The 20,761-nt window shown below is 69.8% G+C and carries 14 protein-coding genes and 3 pseudogenes; 14 read left to right on the top strand and 3 right to left on the bottom strand.

The genetic code is table 11. From position 1 onward, the window contains the following. The first annotated feature begins 180 nt into the window (after positions 1-180). A complete protein-coding gene (locus Q8A52_RS27805) occupies positions 181-1,794 on the top strand; it encodes a phospholipase D-like domain-containing protein (RefSeq protein ID WP_316756343.1) in 1,614 nt (537 codons plus the stop codon). Between the two features lie 107 nt (positions 1,795-1,901). Here the strand turns inward: Q8A52_RS27805 and Q8A52_RS27800 are convergent, their stop codons facing one another. Continuing rightward, the gene (locus Q8A52_RS27800) at positions 1,902-2,858 is read right to left on the bottom strand and encodes a LysR family transcriptional regulator (protein ID WP_316756341.1); all 957 of its coding nucleotides are present in this window, start codon (positions 2,856-2,858) and stop codon (positions 1,902-1,904) included. Between the two features lie 115 nt (positions 2,859-2,973). Between Q8A52_RS27800 and Q8A52_RS27795 the strand changes: the two genes are divergently transcribed. The 10 genes and pseudogenes from Q8A52_RS27795 to Q8A52_RS49130 all read left to right on the top strand — a co-directional run. Continuing rightward, a complete protein-coding gene (locus tag Q8A52_RS27795) occupies positions 2,974-3,846 on the top strand; it encodes an FAD binding domain-containing protein (protein ID WP_316756340.1) in 873 nt (290 codons plus the stop codon). A gap of 1 nt (position 3,847) precedes the next feature. Next, entirely contained in the window at positions 3,848-4,390 is a 543-nt protein-coding gene (locus Q8A52_RS27790) for a (2Fe-2S)-binding protein (RefSeq protein ID WP_316756338.1), read from the top strand. Further along, positions 4,387-6,759 carry an aerobic carbon-monoxide dehydrogenase large subunit gene (locus tag Q8A52_RS27785; RefSeq protein WP_316756336.1) on the top strand — a complete coding sequence of 791 codons (2,373 nt, stop codon included), beginning with the start codon at positions 4,387-4,389 and terminating at the stop codon, positions 6,757-6,759. Before Q8A52_RS27790 ends, Q8A52_RS27785 begins: the two co-directional genes overlap by 4 nt. Positions 6,760-6,769: 10 nt before the next feature. After that, complete coding sequence (locus tag Q8A52_RS27780) at positions 6,770-7,696, top strand: XdhC family protein (RefSeq protein ID WP_316756334.1); 927 nt, start codon at positions 6,770-6,772, stop codon at positions 7,694-7,696. Beyond that, positions 7,689-8,597 (top strand): AAA family ATPase, encoded by a 909-nt coding sequence (locus Q8A52_RS27775; RefSeq protein ID WP_316756332.1) that lies wholly within the window; start codon positions 7,689-7,691, stop codon positions 8,595-8,597. Before Q8A52_RS27780 ends, Q8A52_RS27775 begins: the two co-directional genes overlap by 8 nt. Continuing rightward, positions 8,590-9,738: a vWA domain-containing protein gene (locus Q8A52_RS27770; protein WP_316756330.1), complete on the top strand. Its 1,149-nt coding sequence runs from the start codon at positions 8,590-8,592 to the stop codon at positions 9,736-9,738. Before Q8A52_RS27775 ends, Q8A52_RS27770 begins: the two co-directional genes overlap by 8 nt. A 301-nt stretch (positions 9,739-10,039) precedes the next feature. After that, positions 10,040-10,453 carry a hypothetical protein gene (locus Q8A52_RS27765; protein WP_316756328.1) on the top strand — a complete coding sequence of 138 codons (414 nt, stop codon included), beginning with the start codon at positions 10,040-10,042 and terminating at the stop codon, positions 10,451-10,453. A gap of 226 nt (positions 10,454-10,679) precedes the next feature. Beyond that, positions 10,680-11,372: a GAF and ANTAR domain-containing protein gene (locus Q8A52_RS27760; protein ID WP_316756326.1), complete on the top strand. Its 693-nt coding sequence runs from the start codon at positions 10,680-10,682 to the stop codon at positions 11,370-11,372. A 476-nt stretch (positions 11,373-11,848) separates the two neighbouring features. Beyond that, positions 11,849-12,297: pseudogene (locus Q8A52_RS27755) on the top strand (glycosyltransferase); the annotation flags it as partial. Between the two features lie 193 nt (positions 12,298-12,490). Continuing rightward, positions 12,491-12,709 (top strand): annotated as a pseudogene (locus Q8A52_RS49130) (AAA family ATPase); the annotation flags it as partial. Positions 12,710-12,808: 99 nt separating this feature from the next. Here Q8A52_RS49130 and Q8A52_RS27750 read toward each other — a convergent pair. Then, entirely contained in the window at positions 12,809-13,480 is a 672-nt protein-coding gene (locus Q8A52_RS27750; protein WP_316756324.1) for a maltokinase N-terminal cap-like domain-containing protein, read from the bottom strand. 539 nt (positions 13,481-14,019) lie between these two features. Between Q8A52_RS27750 and Q8A52_RS27745 the strand changes: the two are divergent. Beyond that, a pseudogene (locus Q8A52_RS27745) lies at positions 14,020-14,749 on the top strand (dienelactone hydrolase family protein). Positions 14,750-14,908: 159 nt separating this feature from the next. Further along, the gene (locus Q8A52_RS27740) at positions 14,909-17,614 is read left to right on the top strand and encodes an NACHT domain-containing protein (RefSeq protein WP_361616613.1); all 2,706 of its coding nucleotides are present in this window, start codon (positions 14,909-14,911) and stop codon (positions 17,612-17,614) included. A gap of 51 nt (positions 17,615-17,665) precedes the next feature. Here Q8A52_RS27740 and Q8A52_RS27735 read toward each other — a convergent pair whose 3' ends face one another. Continuing rightward, a complete protein-coding gene (locus Q8A52_RS27735) occupies positions 17,666-18,403 on the bottom strand; it encodes a flavodoxin family protein (RefSeq protein WP_316756321.1) in 738 nt (245 codons plus the stop codon). Positions 18,404-18,613: 210 nt separating this feature from the next. Between Q8A52_RS27735 and Q8A52_RS27730 the strand changes: the two genes are divergently transcribed. Beyond that, entirely contained in the window at positions 18,614-20,299 is a 1,686-nt protein-coding gene (locus Q8A52_RS27730) for an acetolactate synthase large subunit (RefSeq protein ID WP_316756319.1), read from the top strand. The last annotated feature ends 462 nt before the right edge of the window (positions 20,300-20,761 follow it).

Here is a 20,761-nt window from a genome sequence, read left to right as displayed (position 1 = left end):
GTCCCCGCAGGGGCTGTGGCCCGAACTGATCCGGGCGCGAATCGCGAGGACGTCCCCGGTTGATACATTCACTTGATCATTCGTGGGCCTGACCTGCGGCTCACCGGACGGACGACGTCTGGTGCTCCGAACCTGCCGGCGCCCGCGATGCACTATGACAATTCGACAAGGACTCAGACATTGGCTCGCACCCGGCTCCGTCGCCGTTTAGACCATCTCGCGAAAACCGCCACGCTCTCCGTGCTCATCAGTGCGACGCTGCCCACAACCTCGGCCCTGGCCGACTCGCCGACCCCCCATCTCGACAGTGTCGAGAGCGCCCTTCGTGAGGTCTCGCCGGGCCTGGAGGGGCAGGTCTGGGAGCGTACCGACGGCAATTCGCTCGACGCGGGTGGCGGTGATCCGTCCGACTGGCTGTTGCAGACCCCGGGTTGCTGGGGTGACGCCGCCTGCAAGGAGCGGCCCGGTACGCAGAAGCTGCTCGCCAAGATGGAAGAGAACATCTCCAAGGCCACTCGGACCGTCGACATATCGTCTCTGGCGCCGTTCCCCGACGGCGCGTTCCAGGACGCGATCGTCGCGGGCCTCAAGAAGTCGGCCGAGGCGGGCAACAAACTCAAGGTGCGCGTCCTCGTCGGAGCCGCACCGATCTACCACCTGAACGTGGTGCCGTCGAAATACCGCGACGAACTGCGCACCGAACTCGGTGATGCCGCGGACAACGTGACGCTCAACGTCGCGTCGATGACGACGTCGAAGACCGGGTTCTCATGGAACCACTCCAAGCTCCTCGTGGTGGACGGCCGGTCGGTGATGACTGGCGGCATCAACAACTGGAAGAACGACTACATCGACACCACCCACCCGGTGTCCGACGTCGATCTGGCCCTGTCCGGCCCCGCCGCACGCTCCGCCGGCCGGTACCTGGACCAGCTGTGGTCCTGGACATGCGACAACCGGAGCAACCCCACCAAGGTCTGGTTCGCCTCGTCCCAGGGCGCCGACTGCATGTCTTCGCTGAGGGAGGATGTCCACCCGGGCCCCGCGAGCGGGGATGTGCCGGTGATGGCGGTGGGCGGCCTCGGAGTCGGCATCAAGAACGTCGACCCGTCGTCCTCGTTCCACCCGACTCTCCCCACCGCTGCCGACACCAAGTGCCTGGTCGGCGTCCACGACTACACCAACGCCGACCGCGACTACGACACGGTGAACCCCGAAGAGAGCGCCTTGCGGGCGCTCATCGGCAGCGCCAAGGACCACGTCGAGATCTCCCAGCAGGACATGAACGCCACCTGCCCGCCGCTGCCGCGCTACGACATCCGCCTGTACGACGCGCTCGCGGCGAAGTTGGCCGACGGCGTGAAGGTCCGCATCGTGGTCAGCGACCCCGCCAACCGTGGAGCGATCGGCAGCGGCGGCTACTCACAGATCAAGTCACTGAACGAGATCAGCGACGTGCTCCGCAAGCGGCTCGAGCTGGTCACCGGCGGCCTGCCGCAGGCCAAGACAGCCATGTGTGCCAACCTGCAACTCGCCACCAGCCGTAACTCCGACAGCGCCACGTGGGCCGACGGAAAACCGTACGCACAGCACCACAAGCTGGTGTCCGTGGACGGTTCAGCCTTCTACCTCGGGTCCAAGAACCTGTACCCGGCTTGGCTGCAGGACTTCGGCTACATCGTAGAAAGCCCCGCAGCGGCTGGACAGCTCGCAACAAAGCTGCTCGACCCGCAGTGGAAATACTCGCGCGCAACAGCCACTTACGACTACACGCGCGGCATCTGCCAAGACTGACGCCGAGCGAGTCATGGGCCTTGAGCGACCGCTCTGAGAGGCGGAGTGCGGTCTGGTCGGTGATTGGCGAAGCCGGGCCCGCCACTCCCCTGGGAAGGCCTGCTCACTCACCCACCCCACAGCGTGACGTACACCGGCGGCCGGAACCGGGAGGGCGGGACGCCCGCTCCGGGCGCGCGCATGATGCGGGTCGCCGCGGGAGTGTGCAGGAAGTGCAGGAACGCGTCGGTGGCCGGGGAGCGGTGCTCGGGCGGCAGGACGGTGGCGTGCCATGTGGCGTCCCAGGGCGTGGCCGGCGTCTCCAGGATGCGCAGGTCGTCACGCCGGATGCGGGGCGACACCAGATGGGCCGGCGCGGGTGCCACCCCCGCGCCCTCGGCGGCGGCGGCCCACGTCGCGGCCTGATTGGGGAACACCCACACATGCCCCTCGGCCACCCCGAGCCGGCGCAGCAGCCTCCCGGAGTCCGCGTCCGGATCGGTCCCGGAGGAGTCGACCAGCCACGACCACTGCGGCGGCGGACCGGGCGGCCGCGGCGACCTGGCGCCGGTCACCACGACCAGCTGGGTGCGGAACAGCGGCTCGCTGACCAGTTCGCCCCTGCGGGTGGCGCCGAGATACGGCCCGAGCGCCACGTCGGCCAGCCGGTTCTCCACCAGCACGCGTATCTCGTTGCCGACGGCCACCCCGAACGAGGTCTCGGTTCTGCGGCCGGCGCGGTCGGCGAAGGCCTCCACGAGCGAGGGGAGCACGAATTCGGCCAGCGTGCTCGTGGCCACGACCCGCAACTCGTCGGGCGCACCCCGCGCCGCCCGTACCGCGGCCTCGGCATCCGCGCTCAGCGCAACCATCCGCGACGCGACCGGCAGCAGCCGCGCCCCGGCGGGCGTCAGTCGCATCCCACCGCCGCCGGTGCGCTGGATGAGCGGATCGCCGAAGTGGGTGCGCAGCGCGGTGAGCGCCTGCGACACCGCGGATTCGCTCACGTCCAGGGTCCGCGCCGCGGCGCTCACCGAACCGAGCCGGGCAACCAGCACGAAGGAGCTGAGCTGGGTGACGGTCACCACCCGATTTTCCCTCGTTTGGCGGGATAAGTGAATGCTTATCGGCCCATTGCCCGGCGGGTGCGGAAGAGCGCAGCATCGCAGCACAGCGGGCACAGCATTCCAGGAGGGCCCGATGCAGGTTCCGGCTGCTTTCCAGTACGAGACGGCCTCCAGCCTCGAGCATGCGATCGAGCTGCTCGCGCGCTATGGCAGCGAGGCCCGGGTGGTGGCGGGCGGGCACAGCCTGCTACCGATGATGAAGCTTCGGCTGGCCCAGCCCGAAGCCCTGATCGACATCAACGGCCTCGGCGAGCTGGCACTGATCCGGGTGGACGGGCACGACCTGTCCATCGGGGCGATGGTCCGCCACGCCGAGTTGCTCGCCTCGCCGGTCGTCGGCGAGCACTTCCCCATCCTGCGGGACGCGGAACGGGTCATCGCCGATCCGCTGGTCCGCAACCGCGGCACCGTCGGCGGCTCCCTGTGCCAGGCCGACCCGTCGGAGGACCTGTCCGCGGCGTTCTCGGCGCTGCGGGCGACCCTTGTCGCCCAGGGCCCCCGCGGCAGGCGCACCACCGGAATCAGAGAGTTCTTCCTCGGGCCGTACGAGACCGCGCTGGACGAGGCGGAGCTGCTGGTGGAGGTCCGGGTGCCCATCCGTTCGCACGCCAGCGCCTACCGCAAGGTCGAGCGCCGCGTCGGCGACTGGGCGGTCGTCGCCGCGGGAGCGGTGCTGGAGATCTCCGAGGGGGTCGTCACCGAGGCCGGCATCGGGCTGACCGCGGTGGGTGCCCCGCGGTTCGTGGCCGAACAGGCCGAGGACTTCCTGCGCGGCGGACGACCGGACGACGAGGCCTTCGCCGAGGCGGGCCGGATCGCCTCGCAGGAGTGCCGGCCGACCGCGGACCAGCGCGGCCCCGCCGACTACAAGCGGCATCTGGCCGCGGAGCTCACCACCCGGGCGCTGCGCGCCGCCGCCGCACGCGCCCAGGGGCAGGAGGCGTGACATGCGGATCACCGTGACCGTGAACGGGGAGCAGCACACGAGGGACGTGGAGCCCAGGCTGCTGCTCGTCCACTTCCTGCGTGACGAACTCGGGCTCACCGGCACCCACTGGGGCTGCGACACCTCCAACTGCGGGGTGTGTGCCGTATGGCTGGACGGAATGCCGGTCAAGTCGTGCACCGTGCTCGCGGTGATGGCCGACGGCCATGAGGTGCGGACCGTGGAGGGCTTGGCGCACGGGGCCGAACTCGACCCGGTGCAGCAGGGATTCATCGCCTGCCACGGGTTGCAGTGCGGCTTCTGCACGCCGGGGATGATGATGACCGCCCGCTGGCTGCTCGACCACAACGCGGATCCGTCCGAGGAGGACATCCGCGAGGCGATCTCCGGACAGATGTGCCGCTGCACCGGTTACGAGAACATCGTGCGCTCCATCCGCTGGGCTGCCGAGCACGGCGGCGGGGCGCGGACCGCGGACGCGGGCACCGAGCCGGAGCCCGCTCGCGAAGAGCCGGCGCCCGGCCGCGAGGAGGTGCGGGCATGACGACCACCGAGGAACGGCCGGTCGGCTTCGGACGGATGACCCGCAAGGAGGACGCGCGGTTCGTCCGCGGCCACGGAACCTACGTCGACGACGTCCGGCTGCCCGGCATGCTGCACGGCGCCGTACTGCGCAGCCCGCTGGCGCACGCCCGGATCGTGTCGATCGACACCAGCGCCGCCGAGGCACACCCCAAGGTCAAGGCCGTGATCACCGGGGAGACCCTGGCCGGTCTCGGGCTGGCCTGGATGCCCACGATCTCGTACGACACCGAGGCGGTGCTGGCCACCGACAAGGTGCGCTTCCAGGGCCAGGAGGTCGCCTTCGTCGTCGCCGAGGACCGCTATGCCGCGCGGGACGCTCTTGAGCTGATCGATGTGGAGTACGAGCCGCTGCCACCGGTCGTCGACGCCCTGCGGGCGATGGAACCGGACGCGCCGGTGATCCGCGACGACAAGGAGGACCAGCGCGACAACCACATCTTCGACTGGTCGGCGGGCGACAAGGAGCGCACCGACGAGGTCTTCGCGGACGCCGAGGTCGTGGTGGCCCAGGACATGCTGTATCCGCGAGTGCACCCGGCGCCGCTGGAGACCTGTGGCACCGTCGCGGACATGGACGCCATCACCGGGAAGCTGACCGTGTGGTCCACCACGCAGGCCCCGCACGCGCACCGCACCCTGTACGCGATGGTGGCCGGCATCCCGGAGCACAAGATACGCATCATCTCCCCGGACATCGGAGGCGGTTTCGGCAACAAGGTCGGCATCTACCCGGGTTATGTGTGCGCGGTCGTCGGTTCGATCGTCACCGGCAAGCCGGTCAAATGGGTGGAGGACCGCTCGGAGAACCTGATGAGCACATCCTTCGCCCGCGACTACCACATGCACGGTGAGATCGCGGCGACGCGCGACGGCAGGATCCTGGGCCTGCGGGTCCATGTGATCGCCGACCACGGCGCGTTCAACGCCACCGCGCAGCCCACGCAGTTCCCGGCCGGCTTCTTCGGCGTGTTCACCGGCTCGTACGACTTGGCCGCCGCGCACTGCACCGTGACCGGTGTCTACACCAACAAGGCGCCCGGCGGTGTCGCCTACGCCTGCTCGTTCCGCGTCACCGAGGCCGCGTACCTGGTCGAGCGCATGGTCGACGTGCTCGCCACCGAACTCGAAGTGGACCCGGCCGAGTTGCGGATGCGCAATCTGCTGCGGCCCGGGCAGTTCCCGTACCGGACGCAGACCGGGTGGGAGTACGACTCCGGCGACTACCCGCGCGCCCTGCGGCTGGCGATGGACATCGCGCACTACGAGGACCTGCGCCGGGAGCAGGCCGAGAAGCGCGAGCGCGGGGAGCTGATGGGCATCGGGGTCAGCTTCTTCACCGAGGCGGTCGGCGCGGGCCCGCGCAAGCACATGGACATCCTCGGCCTCGGCATGGCCGACGGCGCCGAGCTGCGCGTCCACCCGACGGGCAAGGCCGTACTCCGGATCTCGGTACAGACCCAGGGCCAGGGCCACGAGACGACCTTCGCGCAGATCGTCGCCGAGGAACTGGGCATCCCGCCCGAGGACGTCGAGGTGGTGCACGGCGACACCGACCAGACTCCGTTCGGGCTCGGGACCTACGGGTCGCGCTCGACGCCGGTGTCCGGAGCTGCGGCCGCGATGGTCGCCCGCAAGGTGCGCGAACGCGCGAAGATCGTCGCCTCCGCGATGCTCGAAGTGAGCCCGGACGACCTGGAATGGGAGAAGGGCCGCTGGTTCGTCACGGGCGACCCCGACCAGGGCAGGACCATGGCCGAGATCGCGCTCGCCGCACACTCCAGCCTGGAGCTGCCCGAGGGCGTCGAGGGCCATCTGGACGCCAGCTGCGTCTACAACCCACCGAATCTGACCTTCCCCTTCGGCGCATACATATGTGTCGCCGACGTGGACGCGACCACCGGCCAGGTGAAGGTCCGCCGGTTCATCGCCGTGGACGACTGCGGCAACCGGATCAACCCCATGATCGTCGAGGGTCAGGTGCACGGTGGACTCGCCGACGGCCTCGGCATGGCGCTCATGCAGGTGATCGCCTTCGACGAGGACGGCAACTGCCTCGGCGGATCGTTCATGGACTATCTCCTGCCCACCTCGGTCGAGTGCCCGTCCTGGGAACTCGGCGAGACCGTCACCCCCTCCCCGCACCACCCCATCGGAGCCAAGGGCGTCGGCGAGTCCGCCACGGTGGGCTCGCCCGCCGCGGTGGTCAACGCCGTGGTCGACGCGCTGAAGCCGCTCGGCGTACGCCACGTCGACATGCCACTGACGCCCGCCGCCGTGTGGCGGGCCGCGCAGGGCCGGCCGCTGCGCACGGACATGGCGATCACCTGAGGCGCCCGCGATGACGAACACCGAACTGCTGACCCGGGCGGACGTGCTCCGGCACCGCCGGACCCCGTTCGTCCTGGCCACCGTCGTCCACGCGGAACGGCCCACGAGCGCCAAGCCCGGGGACAGCGCGCTGGTGCTGCCCGACGGCACCATCGAGGGCTTCGTGGGCGGCACCTGCGCCGAGACGACGGTGCAAATGCAGGGCCTGCGGGTGCTGCAGACCGGCGAGTCGCTGCTGCTGAGGATCACCCCCACGGCGGGCAGCGGACCCGAAGGCGCGCGGGAGCCGGGCGAAGGCCTGGTCACGGTGGCCAATCCCTGTCTGTCGGGCGGAACGCTCGACATCTTCCTCGAGGCCAACCTCCCCCCGGCGCTGGCGCACGTCTACGGACACGCCCCCATCGCCCGCGCTCTGCTCGACGTCGGTCGCATCCTCGGCCTCGACGCCCGGCCTGCCTCGCCCGGGGAGCAGCTGCCACCCGATCTGGACGTCGTCGTCATCGCCACACACGGCCGGGACGAGGAGCCCGTACTGCTCGAGGCCGCACGCGCCGGGGTCCCGTACATCGGGCTGGTGGCCAGTCCGAAGCGCGGCGCGGCGGTGCTCGCCGGGCTGGATCTCACCGAGGAACAACGCGTCCGCGTACACACCCCGGCCGGACTGGACATCGGCGCCCGGACCCCGGCGGAGATCGCGCTGTCGGTGTACGCCGAGATCATCGCCCTGCGGCCGCAGAAGGCCCGAGCCGCACGCCCCGGAACCGACACCGCCGCGCCGCAGGCCGTGGCCGAGGTCGTGGATCCCGTGTGCGGCATGACCGTGGCGATCACGCCCGCCACCCTCTCACTGGACCGGGCCGGCACCACGGTGTACTTCTGCGGGCCCGGGTGCCAGCACGCCTTCGCCGACGACCCCTCCCGGTACGCGCATGCCTGACCTCGACGCCCTCGTACCCGATGTCTCCGCCCTGCGCTCCCGTCTGGACGCCGTCGGCTATCTGGCCGACGACGCCCTGGCCACGGCGCTGCTGCTGGCCGTGCGCATGCGGCAGCCGATCCTGCTGGAGGGCGAGCCCGGCGTCGGCAAGACCGAGGCGGCCCGCGCGCTCGCCACCGTGCTCGAGACCCCGCTGATCCGCCTGCAGTGCTACGAGGGACTGTCCTCGGCCGAAGCTCTCTACGAGTGGAACTATCCGCGGCAACTCCTGGCCATCCGGCTGGCCGAGTCCCGCGGGGAGCCCCTGCGGGACACCGACCTGTTCACCGAGGACTATCTGCTGCCACGGCCGCTGCTCGCCGCGATCTGCCACCCGGGACCGCGGCCCGCGGTGCTGCTCATCGACGAGGTGGACCGCGCGGACGACGAATTCGAGGCGTTCCTGCTGGAGCTGCTCGCCGATGCCGCGGTCACCATCCCCGAACTGGGCACGCGGACGGCCGCGGTACCCCCGGTGGCCGTACTGACCTCCAACCGCACCAGGGATCTGCACGACGCGCTCAAGCGCCGCTGCCTCTACCACTGGATCGACTACCCGGACTCGGCACGAGTCGCCGCGATCATCCGCAGACGGGTGCCGGAGTCGGCCGGGTGGCTGGCCCCGCGGGTGGCACGTGGGGTGGCCCGCCTGCGCGCCCGGCAGGAGCTCACCAAGCCGCCCGGCATCGCCGAGGCGATCGACTGGGCAGGCGCATTGCACACCCTGGGCCTGCCCGTCCTCGACGCCGAGGCAGCCGACCGCACCCTGGGGGCGGTACTCAAGTACGCCGAGGATCTGGAGGCCGTGCGCCGGGCCGGACTGGCTGAGCTGATCGACGCGGAGGCGGGCTCCGATGGCTGACCTGCCGGAACTGGCGGCCTCATTCACCGCCGCCCTGCACGACGCGGGGATCGCGGTGGGCCCCGACCGTACCCGGAGCTTCGCCCGGGCGCTCACCCTGCTGGCACCGGCGACGACGCGCGAGCTGCGGTACTGCGCGCTCGCCACCCTGGTGTCCGACCGCGAGCAGATCGACCCGTTCGACGCGGTCTTCCGCGAGGTCTTCGGCGGCCCGGCCGACGGCGCAGTACAGCGCGGACAACCCGGTGACCCGGCGCGCTCGCTCGCGCGCGCCCTTCCCGGCCGCGTCCCCAACGCTCGCGAGGCCACCACGGACGGACGCAGCCGAGAGGCCGACACACAGCCGCGGGAGGCTCCTGTCCCCCTCACCGCCAGCCCGCTCGACCGGCTCGCCAACCGTGACTTCGCGGACCTGTCCGCCGAGGAACTGGCGCTGCTCTCCGACGTCATGCGCACGATGGTGCTCCGCACCCCGACCCGGCCGTCCCGCCGACGCCGCACGGCACACCACGGTGCGCGCATCGACGTGCGCCGCACCCTCTCCGACAGCCGGCGCACCGGCGGATACCCGCTGCGGCTACGCCGCTTCGTTCCCCGCGCCCGCCCCCGCGACCTCGTCGTGCTCTGCGACATCTCCGGGTCGATGGAGCCGTATGCCCGCGCGATGCTGCAACTGCTCTACTGTGCCGCCCGCGCCACCCACGCCGAGGTCTTCACCTTCGCCACCCGCCTCACCCGCCTCACGCCCGTCCTGCGGCGGGCCGGGCCCGACGACGCCCTGGCACGGGCCGGACGGTCGGCACCGGACTGGTCCGGGGGCACTCGGATAGCGGAGTGCCTGGCTGAGTTCAACGAGCGGTTCGGCCGACGCGGCATGGCGCACGGCGCCGTGGTCGCCATCATCTCCGACGGCTGGGACACCGGCACGCCCGCCGACCTCGCGACCCACACGGCGCGGCTGTCGCGGGTCGCGTACCGCGTCGTATGGGTCAACCCGCGCACGGCAAGCCCGCGCTACCGTCCGCTCGTGGCCGGCATGGCCGCGGCTCTGCCCTACTGCGACGCCGTCGTCAGCGCCCACAACCTCGCGGCCCTGGACGACTTCGCCGCCGCACTGTCCGCCCCGCGCCACCGCCGCTGACCCTGTCCGTTCCGTAACGGAGGGGGTGGCCAGGGTCCACGAGCCTACGTGTGCGGATACGCAGTTTCCCGGATGCCCGGGAGCCTGCACCGTTGCGAAGATCGCGTCGAACAACGCCCGAGAGGGACAGGAAAGGCAGCGCGTGAACCAGCAACACCAGGTGGAATTCCATGCCTCGTGCGGGCACTTGATGTCGGCCCCGGCCGAACGAGCCGGACAGGACGTCCGTTGCCCCCACTGCCACCAGGCGGTCCGTGTGCCCTCGAACGACGTTCCGTACGCCTCTCCTGTGCCGGCGCCCATGCCCGTTCCCCAGGCTGCCGGGGCCGCGGAACCGGCCGCGCTGACCGCCCTCTTCGTGACCGCGCTGATGGCCGGTGTCATGGGCGCCGCAGTCGTGTATCTGGTCAAGTTCAACGACTTCTCCGAGTCCGAGCTGGTCACGATCACACCGCTGTGGTTCTTCCCGGTCGTTTTCGGCCTGTACGGTTTCGTCTCCCAGCGGCTGCTGCGCCGCATCGCCGCGGGGCGCGCGGGAACCCTCGGTGAGGCCGCCCGTATGTCGATCGACGTGGCCGGTCACTGGGCGGCCCTGGTCCTCTTTCCGTTCCTGGTGCTGAAGTGGCGCAGCTCCCTGCTGGTGTCGCTGACGGCGGCGATCTTCTGGGCCGTTCTGTTGTGGCTCTTCTTCACGCTGGTCTTCCCGACTCTCTGAGCACGGAACGCTGCCCGTCCCCGGTCCCGCGATGGCGGGCCCGGGACGACGTTTTTTCTGGGCTCGCCCGGCAATCCGAATATGGTCCGGACCTCTCGGATCGGGTCGGGGCCGTCGGCCGAGTGGATCACGAAGGGCCGCCCGCCGACGACGGGGCGCGTACCGTCATCCAGTACAGGGTCCGAGTGGGGCTGACACGAGCAGCGACCGAGGACAGAGGTGACGGATGGAGTGGCGCGAGTTCGCCGAGCGGATGGCCGAGCTGGCTCGCGATCTGCTGGCCAAGGAGTCGGTGCAAGACACCCTGGACGAGATCGCGGCCGCAGCGGTGAGGCTGATCACGGGATGTGACGCGGCCGGGATCCTCGCCGTGCGCAAGGGTCGTGCCGTGACCCTCTCCTCCTGCGGAGACTGGGTCCAGGAGAGCGACCGGCTCCAGGGAGAGCTGGGCGAGGGGCCATGTTTCGATCTGGCCCGTTACACCCCCCCGGAGCGCGCGTTCCGGATCGAGGACATGACCGAGCCCCAACCGACCTGGCCGCGGTTCGCGGAGGCGGCCCGCACACTGGGCATCGGCAGCATGACCGGCGTACTGCTGTACACCGACGCGGAGGACTTCGGCGCTCTGAACCTGTACGCACGGCGCCCTGGAGCCTTCACCCACGAGTTCGAAACGGCCGGCTGGCTCCTTGCCTCGCATGCCGCCGTAGCACTGTCCAGCGCCCGGACCATCGACCAGCTCGAACACGCCATGGACACCCGGCACGCCATCGGCGAGGCCATGGGCATCCTCATGGAACGCCACAAGCTGAGCGAGGACGAAGCCTTCGACGTGCTGCGCAACATCTCCCAGCACCACAACATCAAACTGCGAGACGTCGCCCAACGCGTCCGGGACGACCATACCGACAGCCCCTGACCCGCATCGCCTGGATGTCAAAGAAGGCAACGACCGGTTCCGCGTCCGCGCGGTGCAGGCGCCGAGCAGCACGGCTGACCTGTCGTAGGGGAGCGTCGCCGCCGGCCAGAGCGCTCGGCCGTCGCGGGCCGCCGCGACGGTGTCGCCGCCGGAGACGAACAGGTGTTCCGGTCCGGCGACGATCTCCGTCGGGCGCCAAACGGCCCGGCCGTCCGGGGCGGTCACCGTCAGCCGCCGCAGGCCGCGCCGCCCGCCGATCGCCGCGTAGAGCCGGTTGCGTCGGGTGACGGCGTACACCCAGTCACTCGGCGAGCGCCGCGCTGCGGTGGCGTCCACGACAACTGGCCGCCTCAGAAATCCGGTTGGCGCGCTCAGCGTCCACAGGTCCTTCGGGCGAGGGAACGGGTGAAGCCAGAGCCTGACTCGCTTCCGTGGCTGCGTCCGTGGGCCCGAGGGACCGTCCGTGCGGATCGCAAATCAAGGCGATCCGCGCGCAGCGCCGCCGTGCTGTCGTTGCCCGCGGCTGGGCCGACCTGGCCCTGATCGACGACCAGGACGACTGCTTCGTCATCGGCGAGGTCAACCAGCAGGCATTGTTCGCCCGGATGGCCGCCGTCATCCACCACGGCGGCGCGGGCACGACGACGGCTGCCGCGCGGGCCGGGGCGCCTCAGGTGGTGGTACCCCAGCTGGCGGACCAGCCGTACTGGGCAGGCCGGGTGGCCGACTTGGGGATCGGTGCGGCACACGGCGGCCCGACCCCGGCCTTCGAGTCCCTGTCGCCCGCGCTCGAGGCGGTCTGACCCCCGAGACCCACGCACGAGTGACGGCCATGGCCGCCAGGATCCGCACCGACGGAGCGACGGTGGCCGCGAAGCTGCTGCTCGACGAGATCAGCCGGGAAAGGCCGACCGTGCCCGCGTGAACCACACGAGATCGCCCGAGCAGTGCCCTGAGCCCAGACACGAGAACCTGCGCCCCTGGCGACCCCTACCTAGAACGACCACGAGGCCCACGCCGACCGCTCGTTGCCCGTCTTGGCCGCCAGATGCGTCACGCCGGTCCGCACGCGCTGCCGCGCGCAATGGTCGTGGCGACCCCATATCGGAGTTGATCACTTGAACCCCCTGACCACCAGCGCATTCGGCCTTCCCGACCACCACTCCCCCAAGGCCGACCCGGCGCTGATCGCCTCCGATGAACAGCACTTCGCGGCCATCGCGGAGTGCCTCGCGCAGTCGATCGCCGTGCTGTCCGACCGCCTCGAAGCCCAGCGAAGACCCGATCCTCGGCACCCGGCTCGCCACGCATGGCGACGGGATCGCCTGTGTCATCGGCGATCCCACCTTCCGCTCGCCGACTCGTCATCCTCACGAGCGCCTGACGTCGGTTACGGGCTCCTCATCCGGCTCCGGTCGTGACCGCAGACATGGGGGCTAGGCCGGGCGGCCGTGGTGCAGTACGGCGAACAGCCCCCGGGCGTGGGTGCCATCCGGCAGGTGCCAGGAGCCGGCGACGTGGCCGGTCGCTCGATGCGGAGGGAGGGACGAGCCTTCAGGGCCGGGCCGCAGCAACCGCCGCAGGCGGAGGGTCGTGCCCCGCGGCGCAAGCAGTTCGAGGTCGGTGCCTTGTTGATCGTCGGCGGCGGTGGGGGTGAAGTCTGTGGCGAGGGAGCCTTCACCGGTGTAAGAGCTGATCACCCCAAGGTCGGGGACGTCGCTGATGTTCTGGTCCTGGGCCTGGACCCTGCCCTCGATGAGGGCCAGCAACTGGGCGACCAGCACTGCGTCGTGGCAGCCGTCGTAGGCCCAGCGCCGCCCGAGCACGCCGTGCTCCATGGTGCCGACGAGGGCGTGCTCTGCCCCGTCGAGCGGGGCACCGCGATAGGTCAGCGGTACCAGGTAGGCGGACGGCTGAGGGCCGGAGGCGTCGGCGACCACGATGAACTCGATCCCGACCTCGCCCTGCGGATCGTCCAGCCGGAAGCCGCCGGCCTTGGCCAACTTCGGTTCGGCCGCGCCACCGCGGTACCACGGACGGGTGGGCAGCCAGGAGGTGAGCAGTTCCAGCTTGGTCGGCTTGAGTTCGGTGTGGTGGATGACAGCCATGCCGAATGTTCCCTTTCGTCGAGTCGATGCGAGCCTGGACTGCGGCGCGTAAGCCACCAGGTCATCGGTGTGCCCGGCGGGCTGAGGTCATCGACCGGGTGGCGGAGTACGAGGCTCGGTGGGGCGGACTCGTGCTGCGAGTTCGGAATCCATGGCGATCGGTGGACGCCGCTGCACGCACGTGTCGAGGGCTGGGCCGAGGCGGTGGCCCTTGCACACCATGCGACGTTGTGGGCAAAGCACATCACCAAGGTGGTCGGGGTGAGGCCGAGAGCTTCGGCAGACCTGCGTTGCTGCGGGCTCATGTCCACGAGGGCCTGCCTGCGCACCCGCTCGGCTTTGACCGCTGATGCCATGTCGGACAACATCGGTTCCGGCGAGGCGCAAGTGATGATCACTGTGATAGCTTCGGCGTCGCCGTGCACCGCTGCAAGTCCGAGGAGGTGAGACCGATCAACACTGTGACACGTCGGGTCTCCCTCCCTTGCATGGCCTAGGGAGCGCCCGCACAAGGCATTCCCGGAAGGCATGAAACGCGGATGCGCTTCACCTCTCAGACGTCATCGGATGGCGTCACCGAACAGTTCTTCACTCTCGACGAGATCCCCGGTGTGCTGTGGACGCCGGAGGGCGCCTGTGGCACGCGTCCCCTGATTCTGCTGGGCCACGGCGGCGGGCAGCACAAGACGGCCCCCGGCACCGTGTCCCGAGCCCGCCGCTTCGCCGCCGACGGTTTCGCGGTCGTCGCGATCGACGCGCCCCACCACGGCGAGCGGCCCAAGGACGAGGCGTTCGGCCGGATCGCGGCGGAGATGCGGGCCGCAATGGCTGCCGGGGAGAATCCGGGCGCGCTGGTCGCCGGCATGCACACGTATCTGGCCGGTCAGGCTGTCACGGACTGGCAGGCGGTCCTGACTGCCGTCCAGTGCCTCGACAAAGTCGGCGTCGGCCCTGTGGGCTATTGCGGCATGTCGATGGGCTGCGGGCTCGGCATCCCGCTCATCGCCGCGGAACCCCGGATCCGCGCCGCGGTGCTGGGCCTGCTCGGTGTGCACGGGCTGGCCGAGGACGCCGGACGGATCACGGTGCCGGTGCAGTTCGTGGTCCAGTGGGACGACCATCTGGTGCCGCGGGACCAGAGCCTGGCGTTGTTCGACGCCTTCGCCTCGGCCGAGAAGACGCTGCATGCCAACCCCGGCAATCAACGGGGATGTGCCGTCGTTCGAAGTGGACAGCTCCGTGCGGTTCTTCGCCCGGCATCTGAGCTGACGGGCATCGCGGTTCTCGACGCGCCGACCGGATCTCGTTTCCGGCCGGCGCGTTGGGCGCAGATCTCGGACGTCCGGCGCGAAGTCCCGGATGGACGGCCGCCGTTGGGGCAAGAATCAGCTCAGTGCACTGGGGAACGCGCGGCTGTCTGGGGGGACGATGGATGCTGGTGCGATCGCAACTCGACTCGCCTCTGGTGTCGTAACCCCGCTCATCAAGAAGCTGTTCATCAGTGAAGGTCCGGGAGCCGGCCTCGTCGACCGACCGGTACGGATCTCCTCACTGGTGTCGTTCACCGGTGAGAAGCGCCGGCTGACGGACGCGGACCTGCACAAGCTCACCCGAGCTCTGCTCCGCAGCGCAGTAGGGTCCGCCCCCGTAGGTGAGCGGCCGGTCGCGCCGGGCGAGGAGGAGGCGGTCGCCCTGGCCCTGGCCCGGACCCTGACGCATCTCGGCGAGCTGGAGATGGACGACGTACAGGCGGTTCAGATGGGCCCGCAGGCGCTGCTCCAAGTATTGAAGGCCGCGGGACCCGACAGTACCCGCGACCTGTCCGCCGACGCTGCCCAACTCCACGACGCCCTCTTGGCAACGGCGTGCGTACACATACTCCACTTCTTCACCCAGCGCTCGACATTCGTCGCACGTACGCTCGTCGAGCACAGCGGCCGACTCGCGGAAGTCATTGCCAAGACGGACCTGCTGCTGGCGCGGAACCCCTCCCCCGTCACGAAGGACACCCTCTTCGAGGAGCGGTACGCCGCGCACATCGCCCAGAAGCACGGGATGCTCACCATCTACGGGATCGACCTTTCACGGTCGCCCGAACAATGGCCGCTCGGGACCGCGTACTTGAGTCTGGAGGCGGACCTCGACCGGGACACCCGCCATGCCATGATCCGGGCGGAGCATGCGTTCAACGGACGTGACCGGGTGCTGCTCCGTGGAGTCGCGGGCTCCGGCAAGACGACGCTGGTGCAGTGGCTGGCGGTCACCACGGCCCAGCAGGATTTGACCGTCCTGGACAGCGAGGCACCGTTGGCGACACTCATCGGACGAGTCCCGTTCGTGTTGCCCATGCGCACTCTGACGCGGCAGCATGACGACCTCCCGGCCCCGGACGAGTTTCTGCATCGCACCCGCTCTCCCCTGGCCGGAGCGCAGCCGACGGGATGGGCGGACCGAGTGCTGGCCTCGGGCCGGGGGGTGCTTCTGATCGACGGAATCGACGAAGTACCGAAACAGATTCGCGAGCGTACCCGCCGTTGGCTGCAGGACCTGCTCGCCACCTACGACAGGAACGTCTGGCTCGTCACCTCTCGCCCCTCGGCCGTGCGCGATCGATGGCTCGCAACGGAGAAGTTCACCGAGCTTTCGCTCGCCCCGATGAGCCGCCACGACGTCACCTCGTTCATCCACCGATGGCACAACGCCGCCCGCAGCGTCAGCGAGCAGGAGGAACGCAACCTTCTCGACGCGTACGAGGCCTCCCTGGTCACCGCGGTCCGCACCAAACAGGACCTCGCCCGGCTTGCCACCAACCCGCTGATGTGCGGCCTCATTTGCGCACTGCACTGCGACCGGCGCGGCTACCTGCCCAGCGGCCGAAAGGAGTTGTACGACGCAGCGCTGTCGATGCTGCTGGCACGGCGCGACCGAGAGCGCGACATGGACGCGCCGGACGGGATCGAACTCACCGAGGAGCCCAAGGTCCGGCTGCTGCAACGCCTGGCCTACAAATTCATCCTCAACGGCAAGTCCGAACTCGACCGCAGCCACGCCGAACGCATCATCGCGGACACTCTGCCCAGCGTGCCGGTCGCGGCAGCCCAGGGAGACGCCGCAGCGATCTTCCAACACCTCCTGCTCCGCAGCGGACTGCTGCGCGAGCCGGCCGTCGGCACCATCGACTTCATCCACCGGACCTTCCAGGACTACTTGGGCGCAAAGGCCGCCGTCGAGGAAGGCGACATGGCCCTGCTCGTCCTGCGCGCGGTCGAATCCCAGTGGGAGGACGTCATCCGCATGGCCGTGGCGCATGCCCGTCCCCGCGAGGGCGCGGAGCTTCTGATGGACCTGATCAGACGCGGAGACGGCTCGACGTCCGCCTACCGCAGAGCCCAACTGCACCTGCTCGCCACCGCGGCCGTCGAACATGCCACAGAACTGGAGCCCCGCGTGCGGGCCGCGATCAGCGAGCGCGCGAGCGCCCTCATACCGCCCCGCGGCCCGTCCGAAGCGTACGAACTTGCCAGCATCGGCTCCGTCGCGCTGGAACTTCTTCCGGGGCCCGACCGGCTGTCGGACGAGGAAGCGCTCTTGACGGCACACACGGCCGTCCTCATCGGCGGAGACGCCGCCATCCCTCTGCTCAGCCGCTATCGGGATCATCCGGACCCGCGAGTACGACAACTCCTGTGCGGTGCTTGGCATCGCTTCGACACCGCTTCCTACGCCGAGGGCGTGCTGGCCGACCTGCCCGAGGACGACGTCTATTTCGAGATCACCACGCCGGAGGAGCTGGCGGTCTTCAGCACGTTGGGTGGCCGCTCGCAGGTGCGCGTGTCGGAGGGCTTCGACGCGGTCCGTCTGGTCCACTCCTTGCACCCTGACCGGGTCACCCATCTGTGGCTGCCGGCCGAACAATCCGTCACCTGGTACTGGCTGGCGGCCTTCCCGCGCCTTGACACCCTCACCCTGGACCCGAACGCCAAGGCCGTGGACATCTCCTCACTGGCCGCCCACCCCAGTCTGCGCCTCCTACGCATTCCGTCGCACCAGCCGGTCACGGGCCAGGAGTCGCTCACCGACAAGGTGCAACTCGCGTCGTACGTACCGGACCCGGGGATCAGCCCCAGCGTGTGACGCGGAGCGAACCTCGGTCCGGATGGGGTACGGGGCGTGAGGTGGGTGGCCCTAGCGGTGCTCGGGGTTTTCGTAGTCGCGGCGGCAGCCGGCGTCCCAGGCGGTGCGCTGGTTACCGTAGGCGGGGATACCACCGAGATCCTTAAGTGCCCGGGCCAGATGGAGCAGGTTCCAGGTCATGAAGGTGGTGTTGCGGTTGGTGAATTCGTTCTCCGGGCCGCCCGAGCCGGGATCGAGGTACGAGGGGCCGGGGCCCGCCTCGCCGATCCAACCGGCGTCCGCCTGGGGTGGGATGGTGTAGCCCAGGTGCTGCAGGCTGTAGAGGACGTTCATGGCGCAATGCTTGACGCCGTCCTCGTTCCCGGTGATCAGACAGCCGCCGACCCTTCCGTAATAGGCGTACTGGCCCGCTTCGTTGAGCAGGCTCGAGCAGGCGTAGAGGCGCTCGATGACTTGCTTCATGACAGAGCTGTTGTCGCCCAGCCAGATGGGGCCGGCCAGGATGAGGATGTCGGCGGCCTGGACCTGCTGGTACAGGTCCGGCCAGGCGTCCGTCCGCCAGCCGTGCTCCGTCATGTCGGGCCACACACCGGTGGCGATGTCGTGGTCCACCGCCCGTACGACATCGACGTGCACTCCCCGCGCGTCCATGATGGCGGTGCTGCGGTCGATCAGCCCCTGGGTGTTGCTGGGCTCCGGCGACCGCTTGAGGGTGCAGTTGATCACCAGGGCACGCAGGTCGTCGTACCGGGCCGGCGGCGCATCGGTGGCGGGCGACGAAGCGGTCACACGGTCCTCCCAGAGCTCTGCCGCCGCACCGGGCGCGGCGGCGCGTCCACAACCGGTTCCAGCGTGCGGGCCGAGCGCGGGAGGCGCCACCACAACGGCTCCGAATGACGCGGAGCCGCGTCGGCTCGGGCGCCGTGCGGTACCCGCCACGGCCACCCCGTCGGCTGCCGATGAGTGGCCGGGGCACAGGGGTGTACCTATGTTCGTCCCATGGGAACCGAAGGCGAGTCGCGGAACACGGCGGCAGTGGACGACGTCGCGCACCTGCTGGTGCGCTGTCTGCGGGCCGAGGGCGTGGAGTACGTCTTCGGAATCCCCGGCGAGGAGAACATCCGCTTCGTCGACGCGCTCAACGGCTCCGGGATCAGGTACGTCCTGGTACGCCATGAACAGGCCGCCTCGTTCATGGCTGAGATCTACGGCAGGCTGACCGGCCGGGCCGGGGTGTGTTCGGCCACGCTGGGGCCCGGTGCGATCAATCTGCTGCTCGGCACCGCTGACGCCATGACCAACAGCGCCCCGATGGTGGCCCTGGCCGCCCAGGGTTCGCTGCGCCGCGTCCACAAGGAGTCGCACCAGGTCATCGACCTGGTGTCGATGTTCGCTCCCGTCACCCAGTGGGCGGCCCGCGTCGAGTGTCCGGACGCGGTGCCGGAGATGACGCGCAAGGCCTTCAAGATCGCCCAGAGCGAGCGCCCCGGCGCCGTCTTTCTGGCGGTGCCCGAGGACATCGAAGCGGAGCGTCCCTCCGAACCGCTCGCCCCGTTGCAGATCTCCGCGGTACAGGCTGACGCACCGTCACCCTCACAGATCGCCCGCGCCGCGGAGGTGCTCTCCTCTGCCCGGCACCCTGTCGTACTGGCAGGCCACGGCGCCGCCAGGTCCGGTGCCTCGGCCGCTCTCGTACGCTTCTCCGAGCGGCTGAACATCCCGGTGGCGACCACGTTCCACGGCAAGGGCGTCTTCCCCGACGACCATCCCCACGCCCTCGGCGCGGTCGGCTTCATGCGCCACGACTACGGCAACTTCGGCTTCGACACGGCCGATGTGCTGGTCTGCGTGGGTTACGAGATCCAGGAGTTCGACCCGGTCAAGATCAACCCGGACGGCGACAAGCGGATCGTGCACGTGCACAGTTTCCCCGCCGAAGTGGACGCCCACTACCCGGTCGCGGTGGGCGTCGAGGGCGACCCCTCGCAGGCGCTGGACGCCCTCGCGGCAGCGCTGCCCGAGGGACTCTCCTACGACTCGGGAAGCAGCGAGAAGATCCGCACCCTGCTCGACGAAGAACTCCGGTACGGACGCGACAGCGACGCGTTCCCCCTGGTGCCGCAACGCGTGGTGGCCGATGTCCGCGCCGCGCTGGACCGCCACGACATCGTGCTCGCGGATACCGGCGCCGGGAAGATGTGGATGGCGCGCCTCTACCCCACCTATGAGCCGGACACCTGCCTGGTCTCCAACGGTCTGTCCACGATGGGGTTCGCGCTGCCGGGCGCCATCGCCGCCAGGCTGGCGCGGCCGGACCGGCGAGTGCTGGCGATGATGGGCGACGGCTCTTTCCTGATGAACTCCCAGGAACTGGAGACCGCCGTCCGCGAACGCGTCCCACTGGTCGTCCTCGTCCTGGTGGACGAGGAGTACGGCCTGATCACCTGGAAGATGGAACTCGAACTCGGCCGCCACAGCCACACCCGGTTCACCAACCCGGACCTGATCGCCTACGCCCAGAGCTTCGGTGCTCGCGGCTACGCGATCGAGACTGCCGACCAACTCCTGCCCGTGCTGCGCCGCGCGCTCGCCGACGACGCGGTGTCCGTGATCGCCTGTCCGGTCGACTACTCCGAGAACCTGCGGCTGACCGACAGACTGGGCAGTCTCCACGGTCCGTTCTGACAAGTGCTCGTGCGCAGGGTCTCGGCGAGCAAGGTCCTGACGCCCGCGCTGAGGCCGGGCACCGTTTGCGCGAGCCTGTCGCGGTCAGACGGGTCCCGTCCGACGACAGTGAGCAGGTTGAGGTCGTCCAGCGACACCTTGAACATGTAGGGGCCTAGTTGCGCGAGGCGCACTCGGTGGGTGCGAAATAGGTTCCTCGGCCGTAGGTCTTGCCGAAGCCGCCCTCGGCGAGAGGGGCGAACTCACCCGCTGTGCTGATGGCCTGGGCGGTCTCCGGGCGGGTCGTGCTGTGCGTGGTACCAGTACGTGTTCTGCCAGGGTGCCTGCCCGTCGCGAAGCGCATCGAAGGGGTCTGGGTACGTGGGGAAGGTGTTGGGCGGATCGAACGGGTTCCGGCTGGGGCGGAGCTCGGGGTGCAGCTCGGCAGAGCCTTGGTCTGGAATGCCGGATGCATGGGCCACT

The sequence above is a fragment of the Streptomyces herbicida genome (assembly GCF_032656585.1).
GTDB lineage: Bacteria > Actinomycetota > Actinomycetes > Streptomycetales > Streptomycetaceae > Streptomyces > Streptomyces herbicida.
Note: the sequence above shows the minus strand (reverse complement) of the source record. Positions and strands in the feature narration are given on the sequence as shown.